Origin of the sequence: Fibrobacter sp. UWH9 (assembly GCF_900129715.1) — a bacterium.
GTDB lineage: Bacteria > Fibrobacterota > Fibrobacteria > Fibrobacterales > Fibrobacteraceae > Fibrobacter.
On record NZ_FQWP01000007.1, the window covers coordinates 140,232 to 148,285 of the forward strand.

The 8,054-nt window shown below is 48.5% G+C and carries 7 protein-coding genes and 1 pseudogene; 6 read left to right on the forward strand and 2 right to left on the reverse strand.

What is annotated here, in order from left to right; genetic code table 11:
• Positions 1 to 91 precede the first annotated feature (91 nt).
• Positions 92 to 1,198, forward strand: a complete 1,107-nt coding sequence (mnmA, locus tag BUB94_RS08315; protein ID WP_073235894.1) for a tRNA 2-thiouridine(34) synthase MnmA — start codon at positions 92 to 94, stop codon at positions 1,196 to 1,198.
• Positions 1,199 to 1,217: 19 nt separating this feature from the next.
• Here the strand turns inward: mnmA and BUB94_RS08320 are convergent, their stop codons facing one another.
• Both BUB94_RS08320 and BUB94_RS08325 read right to left on the reverse strand, forming a co-directional pair.
• On the reverse strand, positions 1,218 to 3,893 hold the full coding sequence (locus tag BUB94_RS08320; RefSeq protein ID WP_073235896.1) for a heavy metal translocating P-type ATPase: 2,676 nt from the start codon (positions 3,891 to 3,893) through the stop codon (positions 1,218 to 1,220).
• Between the two features lie 12 nt (positions 3,894 to 3,905).
• Positions 3,906 to 4,211: a metal-sensing transcriptional repressor gene (locus BUB94_RS08325; protein WP_073159185.1), complete on the reverse strand. Its 306-nt coding sequence runs from the start codon at positions 4,209 to 4,211 to the stop codon at positions 3,906 to 3,908.
• A gap of 231 nt (positions 4,212 to 4,442) precedes the next feature.
• Between BUB94_RS08325 and BUB94_RS08330 the strand changes: the two genes are divergently transcribed.
• The 5 genes and pseudogenes from BUB94_RS08330 (at position 4,443) to BUB94_RS08350 (ending at position 8,001) form a co-directional block, all read left to right on the forward strand.
• The gene (locus tag BUB94_RS08330) at positions 4,443 to 4,973 is read left to right on the forward strand and encodes an FISUMP domain-containing protein (RefSeq protein ID WP_083538184.1); all 531 of its coding nucleotides are present in this window, start codon (positions 4,443 to 4,445) and stop codon (positions 4,971 to 4,973) included.
• Positions 4,974 to 4,993: 20 nt separating this feature from the next.
• Positions 4,994 to 5,926: a threonine/serine exporter family protein gene (locus BUB94_RS08335; RefSeq protein WP_073235899.1), complete on the forward strand. Its 933-nt coding sequence runs from the start codon at positions 4,994 to 4,996 to the stop codon at positions 5,924 to 5,926.
• A 1-nt stretch (position 5,927) separates the two neighbouring features.
• Positions 5,928 to 6,428: a threonine/serine exporter family protein gene (locus BUB94_RS08340; protein ID WP_073235901.1), complete on the forward strand. Its 501-nt coding sequence runs from the start codon at positions 5,928 to 5,930 to the stop codon at positions 6,426 to 6,428.
• 231 nt (positions 6,429 to 6,659) lie between these two features.
• Positions 6,660 to 7,406: pseudogene (locus BUB94_RS08345) on the forward strand (5-methyltetrahydropteroyltriglutamate--homocysteine methyltransferase); the annotation flags it as partial.
• Between the two features lie 292 nt (positions 7,407 to 7,698).
• Positions 7,699 to 8,001: a hypothetical protein gene (locus tag BUB94_RS08350; RefSeq protein WP_073235904.1), complete on the forward strand. Its 303-nt coding sequence runs from the start codon at positions 7,699 to 7,701 to the stop codon at positions 7,999 to 8,001.
• The last annotated feature ends 53 nt before the right edge of the window (positions 8,002 to 8,054 follow it).

Below are 8,054 nucleotides of genomic sequence, written 5' to 3' on the forward strand. Positions count from 1 at the left end.
TTCAGAGTGAGAAGACGTCAGAAAGCTCAATAAACTTTCTGGCGTTTTTATTGAATGTTTGTAATTAAGAATCTGTATTTTAGGTGTGAATATGGAATCCTCTAAGAAACGTGTGGCCGTAGGCCTTTCCGGTGGTGTTGACTCTGCTCTTTCTGCTTATCTTCTGAAAAAACAGGGCTACGAAGTCATTGGCGTAACCATGGCCACATGGGATGGCTCTATCAAGAACATGCCCCATGTGGAAGGTCGTGAAGGTTGCTTTGGTCCTGGTGAAGATGAAAATATCGCCCAGGCGAAGACTGTGGCAGAACGCCTTGGCATACCGCATTATACTGTTTCTGTGACTGAAGAATACAAACGTCAGGTTTTGGATTATTTCCGTGCGGAGTACCGTGCTGGTCGTACCCCCAATCCTTGCGTCCGCTGCAATCAGAATATTAAATTTGGCGCCTTGCATTCAGCTACCCGCCGCATGGGTGTGGAATTCGATTATTTCGCTACCGGTCACTATGCCCGCATAGAATTCAAGAATCCCAAGGAACCTTTCCTTTATGCTGCCTTGGACGATTCCAAGGATCAGACCTACTTCCTTTCCCGTTTGACAGCAGAACAGCTGTCCACCGTGATCTTCCCTCTGGGTGGAATGAAGAAGACCGACGTGAAGGCTTTGGCTGCAGAAATCGGCTGGGTGGATTTTGCCACCAAGAAAGAAAGCCAGGATTTTTTGGAATGCGGTGACTACACAGTTCTCTTTGATGAATCCGACAACAAGCCTGGTGACTTTGTGGACATGAACGGTAAGGTTCTGGGTAAGCATCGCGGCATTATCCATTACACTATCGGTCAGCGTAAGGGACTGAATATTGGTGGCCTGCCAGAACCGTATTTTGTGGTAAGCATAGACGTGAAGAAGAACCAGGTGGTTCTTGGCCCCCGTAGTGTTATGAGCTGCGTGGATGTGAATGCCGAAGAATTGAACCTGATGGTGGACGAAGATTCTCCGTTGTTGCAGCAACCCTTGACTGCGCACATTCGCTTGGGACATAAGGGTTCTTTGGCTCGAATTACATCGCTGGATGTGAACGCCGGAACAATTAGCGTTCATTTTGACGAGCCGCAGTTCGCTTCTGCTCCCGGACAGATTCTGGTGCTGTACGCCGGTCAGGGAATTGTAGCTTCGGGAATTATCACAAAGTAGAATCAATAAATTTTTTGCGTTAATTCTTGAATTCGTAGCCCGCGGTGGTTATAACTTTCTTAAAAGTTTCGACAGGAACCTTTTCGGAAAAGGTGACTTCTACGGAGTTTGTCTTGTGATTGGCCTTGGCGGAGTCTACGCCGGGGATTGCTTCCAGTGCCTTTTTTACGGCGGCTTCGCAATGGCTGCACATCATTCCTTCGACGGTGAATGTTTTGGTCATGGGAGTGTCCTCTGGTTTTGATGCTTCGGGGAGCACGTTGGTTTCGGGGTTGTCTGCGGTTTCTAGTTCTGCAGAAGGTTCGTCGTTGACTTTGATAATTTTTCCTGAAATGGATTTCTTCAGCTTTTTGTCCCTATGGGAACTGCCGATGTTTGCGAAATTCAAACGCAATGCGTTGGTGACCACGCAGAAACTGGAAAGGCTCATGGCGAGGGCTGCAAATGTGGCGTTCAGGCTCCATCCGAAAAGCTTGTAGTAGCAACCTGCTGCCAAAGGGATTCCGATGACGTTGTAGATGAACGCCCAGAAGAGGTTCTCGTGAATGTTCCTGATGGAGGCACGGCTCAGGCGGATGGCTGCGGGAACGTCCAGAAGATTGCTCTTGACGAGAACTACGTCGGCGGCGTCAATGGCCACGTCGGCCCCCGCCCCGATGGCCATACCTACGTCTGCGCGGGTCAGGGCCGGGGCATCGTTGATGCCGTCACCAACCATGGTGACGTGGCCATGTTCCTGCAACTTCTGGATGATGGCTTCCTTTCCGTCGGGAAGAACCCCTGCGACAACTTCGTCTACGCCTGCTTCCTTTGCGATGGCGCTTGCCGTACGTTCGTTATCGCCGGTGAGCATCACCACGTGAATGCCCATGCTTTTCAGTTCTGCAATGGCCTGCTTGCTATCGTCCTTCAAGGTGTCTGCTACAGCGATTATTCCCAGCAGAGAATTGCCCTTGGCGAACAGCAGGGGAGTCTTGCCGGATTCTGCCAGCTTGTGGGTCGCGGCAGTCATGGCGCTTGACACACTCACTTTGCTTGCGATGAACATTAAGTTACCTGCAAAAACTTGCTGACCGTTTACCGTTCCCTGCAGACCATTTCCGGGCAACGCCTCAAAGTTCTCAACAAGGTTTGTGCTGGAAGTCGTGTCGGAGGCTGCGCCGCTCGATTCGCCGCTTTCATAGTTCAAAATCGCCTTTGCCAACGGGTGTTCGCTCTTGCTTTCAATGCACTTGGCGATGTCCATTAAATCGACTGCGGAAACGCCCTGCATCGTTATCACATCGGTTACCTTGGGCTCGCCTTTAGTAATGGTTCCGGTTTTGTCCAGCGCAACAATTTGAGTCCTGCCTGTATTTTCAAGTGCGGCAGAAGTCTTGAAAAGAATGCCGTGTTTTGCGCCCACACCGTTGCCTACCATAATGGCCACTGGGGTGGCAAGGCCCAAGGCGCAGGGACAACTAATGACAAGCACCGCAATGGCCCGGGCTAGAGAAAAACCAATTTCTGCACCAACGAAAAACCATACTACAAAAGTGACGATGGCAATTCCAATGACCGCCGGAACAAAAATTCCTGCAACACGGTCTGCGATTTTTGAAATGGGAGCCTTTGTGGCGGCAGCGTCGCTGACCAGCTGAATAATTTGGGAAAGGGTCGTGTCCTTCCCGACGCGGGTGGCGCGGCACTTCAAATAACCAGACTGATTTAATGTGGCAGAAGTAACGGTGTCGCCGACATTCTTGTCGATAGGCAGGCTTTCGCCGGTTAATGCGGATTCGTTAACGGCAGAAGTTCCTTCCAAGACAACACCGTCTACAGGAATATTTTCGCCGGGCTTCACGATGAAAATGGATCCCACCTGAACTTTTTCGATGGGGACGATTTTTTCAACTCCGTCTTCTTCAATCGTTGCCTGCTGCGGGGCCAGTTTCATCAGGCTCTTCAAGGCGTTGGTAGTCTTGCCCTTTGAAATTGCCTCCAGCAACTTGCCTACGGTAATGAGGGTGACGATGGTTGCGGCACCTTCAAAGTAGTAGTTGTCCATCCAGGTTTCTGCAGCGGAAACCCCGCCGACGACTTGGGCGCGGGTCATGGCGAAAATAACGGCTATACTGTAAAGGTATGAGGCTCCTGCACCGAGTGCCACCAGGGAGTCCATGTTGGGCGCGCGGTGTAGCAATCCCCTGAAACCATTGATGAAAAACTTCTGGTTTATGACAAGGATGATTCCTGCTAAAATCAGTTGCACCAAACCCATGGCTACGTGATTCTTGTCGGGAGACATGAACCAATCGGGCAGGGGCCAGCCAAACATCATGTGGCCCATGCTGAAGTAAAGCAACGGCAGTAAGAAAATGAGGGAGGCGATTAGGCGGCTCTTTAGAGTGCTGATTTCTGTGATGGTTGCGTTTTCCAGGGTGCCGGCAGTTCCGGCGGCGTTCCCTGTATCGTTCGCAATCCCTGTGGCGTTCTCGCTCGATGGTTCGCCTGCGCTTTTTTGCACGTTTGCCTTGTAACCTGCTTTTTCTACGGCGCGGATAATGGCTGCGGAGTCGGCGGTCCCTTCCACGTTCATGGAATTCGTCAATAGACTGACGGCGCAATTCTCAACGCCCTCTACGCTGTTCACTGCCTTTTCGACACGGGCCACGCAGGCGGCGCAACTCATTCCTGTAACATTGAATTTTTGCATTGCTTGCCCGACCTATTTCATCATTTTCTGAAGCGTGTTCAACAGGTCGTCGATGACCTCGTCCTTGCCAGCTCGGATATCATTTGCAACGCAGGTCTTGATATGGTTTGCTAGCAAAGTCTTGCTAAATGCGTTTAACGCAGCGTTGACGGCGGACACCTGTACCAGAACGTCGGTGCAGTAGGCGTCATTTTCAATCATGTTTCGAATGCCCTTGACCTGCCCCTCAATGCGGTTTAAACGGGTCATGAGGCTCTTGATTTCGGAATTTTCTCGTTCCTTTTTCTTGCAGGAACAGCAACATTTTTCTTTTTTCATGCTGTAAATATACATACCCCTAGGGGGTATATACCAATACATTTTATCTATGAGTGTGCTTTCCCGGTGTGAAATTGTAGTGCTTAGTGCAAATATTCATCTTTCGTGATTTATCAATCATAAAAATTGATTGTATTAAAAAAACATATAATTTTCAGAAATATAAAGTATTAGTCAAAAAAACTTTGGGATTCTACATTGTGGCCCGAACAAAAAACATAGGAGTTCACAATGATGAAAATTCTTCCCTTCTTGGCAATTGCCGCAACCTTCGTCCTTACTGCCTGCGAAGACTTCCATAAATGCAAATTCAGCGATGATCAAACATCCTTGAAATGTAGCGAGAATGTTTATAAGGTCGTGAATGCGAATGGGAAAAAGTGGTTTGCGCAGAACGCCAATTTCTACACGGATTTCAGCTACTGCTATGGCGATGATTTCAAGATGTGTCTTGACTATGGTCGCCTCTATACTTGGGCTGCCGCAAAGAAGGCATGTCCTCTTGGCTGGCATGTTTCTACAAAAGCTGAGTATGAATCTCTGATTGCGTCTGGTGAATTTGCAAAGCTGAATGTGGTTAACGCAGGCTTCCGTTACCATGAAGACAACTATGTGGATCGAGACAAGTCGGCTCGCATTTGGATTGATGACGAGTACGACGCAGTTCGCGCCTATATGCTGAACATCAGTGATAGCGGCATCATTACCGTGGAACACTTCAACAAGGATATTGCTGCGTCTGTCCGCTGCATCGAAGACTAGTTTTTGTTGAGGGCATTTCCATGGGAATTGATATTGACATCACTAGCGTTTCCTCTGGAAATGCAACCGTTCTTATAGGCGCCTGTTTTGCAATCGTACTTTTCCTGATTATTTATGAAGCATTTTTCACGAAGAAAGGGATGGGGACGAGCGCCTCGCCGCTTTCTGAAATTCTTGAACAACAGGAGAATCAGGAATTCATTGTTTGCAAAATGATTGCGGAGTTTGCGGCGACGCTGGCTGCTTGCGGTGCGACCAGTATGCAGGTTTTGTCCAGCGTGGCGTACCTTTCGACCCACTTTGGAATTCATGCCGAAGTGACTGGCTTGCCGCAGCATATTCTCCTTTGCGCTGTAGATGATAAACGACAGAAAACTTATACCATCAACCAAAAGATCAAAGAGAATCCCCTTGACTTTGACAGGATTATTATGCTGAATCATCTTGCCAAGGAAACGGTGGCTGAAAATTATTCTCCCGAAATTTTCTATGAAAAATTCCAGAAGATTCATGCGGTAAAAAGGCTGCACCCAAATCTTGTTCTTGTGCTGGCGAGCCTTGCCAACGCTTCGTTCTGCAGGTTGTTCAACGGGGACTTTATTTCCATGGCCATTGTGGCTACGGCGACTGCCTGCGGGTTTTACTTGCGAAGAACTTTGTGCTCACGGTTCAAGCTGGATTTTAGAATGGGTACGATTTTGGCGGCTGTTGTTTCGACTGTCATTGGCACTAGCGGCTATGTCTTTCAGATTGGAGAAACGCCCAATGTGGCACTTGCTACAAGTATCCTTTACCTGGTTCCGGGAATCCCGTATATTAACTCGCTTAGCAATTTGCTGAATGGAATGTTCCTTGGATGTATTAGCCAGTTTTTTAAGGGGGCCATTCTAACTATCTGCCTATCGCTGGGTTTTTGCATAGGTCTTGTTCTCACCAACCTTCATTTCTTCTAATATGTTACTGACATTACTTCAAGACGGATTTTTCGCTTCCATTGCAGCCGTCGGATTTGGAAGCATCAGCAATGTGCCTAAACGGATTTTCGCAGGTTGCGGCCTTGTGGCGGCCATTGGCCACGTCACCCGATTTGTGTTGATGAACCTTTGCGGCTTTCACATTATATGGGCGAGTCTCGTAGCGGGTTTCTCCATCGGGATGTTTGCAGTCCTTTTGCGAAAAGTCTGGAAGTGTCCCTGCGAATCCTTGGCGTTCCCGGCGCTGCTTCCCATGATTCCCGGTATGTACGCCTATCGCTCCGTGCAGTCCCTGATTCTTTGTTTCAAGACTCCGAGCGACGGTTTGTTCGACCATTACATACACATATTCTTCTACAACTTTATGGTATGCTTCTTGGCGGTTCTGCTGATGGTCTTTGGCGTTACTTTCGTCATACACCTGCAAAAGAAAAGATCCTTTGAAATCAAGTGGAATCGATTCTTTCATAAAGGCGTATAGCAAAAACCTATCGCAAACTCTAAAAATTAAGTATTGGACGAAGCGATAGTTCCCATCTATATTTGGCGGCATCTAAGAAATAACTCTTAGTTGAATGCTGTCTTTGATGACAGCGTGGCGGCGAAGGTTTGCGCCTAGTGCTCTCCTTTAGCCCTGCGACAACATGAAAAGGAAAAATACGATGTCAAATACGCACCATTTTGATGTGGTGGGCAGTTTTCTGCGCCCCGCAAATTTGTGAAGTCTCTTGAAAGTGACGGTCATGAAGCCAAGCAGACCATTCCTGCTCCTGCTCAACTTTTCCAGCAGCTTATCGTTCCCCAGAATATCGAAACGACCCGCAAGTTCTACGCCACAAACGATGAACTGATTGAAGATATTGCCTACGCCTACCGCGGCGTAATCCATCAGCTATATGATGCAGGCTGCAGAACCATCCAGTTCGATGACTGCACCTGGGGCGCTATCGTTGGCGATGCTGCCGCACAGCGCTACAAGTCCCTGGGCCTGAGCCTTGACGTGGTGAAAAATCAGCTGCTTCATGTGAACAACCTGGCCATCGAAGGCAAACCTGCGGACCTGCAGATCAATACCCACATTTGTCGCGGCAACTATCACTCCACCTATTTCACCAGCGGCCCCTATGATTCCGTGGCGGACTACGTTTTCGCCCGCGAAAATGTGAACACGCTTTATCTGGAATACGATGACGAACGCTCCGGCGGATTTGAGCCCTTGTCAAAGGTAAGCGCCGACAAGGTTGTGGTTCTTGGCCTGATTACTTCCAAGTCCCCCAAGCTGGAAGACAAGGCGACGGTTATCGCCCGCATTAAGGAAGCGACCAAGTACATTCCTTTGGAACGTCTGAAGCTGAGCCCTCAATGTGGCTTTGCCTCCTGCGATGTGGGCAACAAGCTAACCGCATTTTCCGTGCTGAGTGCAATCGCAAAGGAACAACTTTTAGAAAGCGTGAAATGAATGCGTTAGGCCCCGCCGCCCGCATGGGGTCGGACTCGCGCGGCGGTTGCCTTGTGCAGTCGCAGGTCGCGCGAGGCTGAACGAACGACTCGCATCGCGAGTCGATAGCGCAAGAGGGCCGGCCTGCCAGGGCAACGCCCAAAACATAGTCCCCTGTCGCCTATAGTTTGCAAAGTGAAATTTTTTCGCGCCCCGCCTTGACACCGCCCAAACTTTTGTATAAATTTAGTAGTGAACAAAAGAACACTGATTAAACTGTCGCTTTTTCAAGCCTGTAGCGACTGGAGGAAAAATGGATAAAGCAGTTTCTGCCAATAATGGCGAAAAGAACGAAATCATTGTATATCAGCCGGAGGGCGGCGAATTTCACATTGAAGTTCGTCTTGATAATGATACAGTTTGGTTAACTCAAGCTCAAATGGCAGAACTATTTGGTAAAAGTGTTTCTGTTATTTCAAGACATATTTCGAATGTTTTTGAAGAGGGAGAACTTGAAGAGAAAAGCAATTTGCATTTTTTGCAAATTGCAAATTCTGATAAGCCAGTCAAATTACCCGAATTCTATTTGCAAATGCATAATCCGAGCGGAATCTGAAGGATGCAAAAAAGGCCCCCAGATGGGAGCCAGCTAGGATAACTAAATTGCAA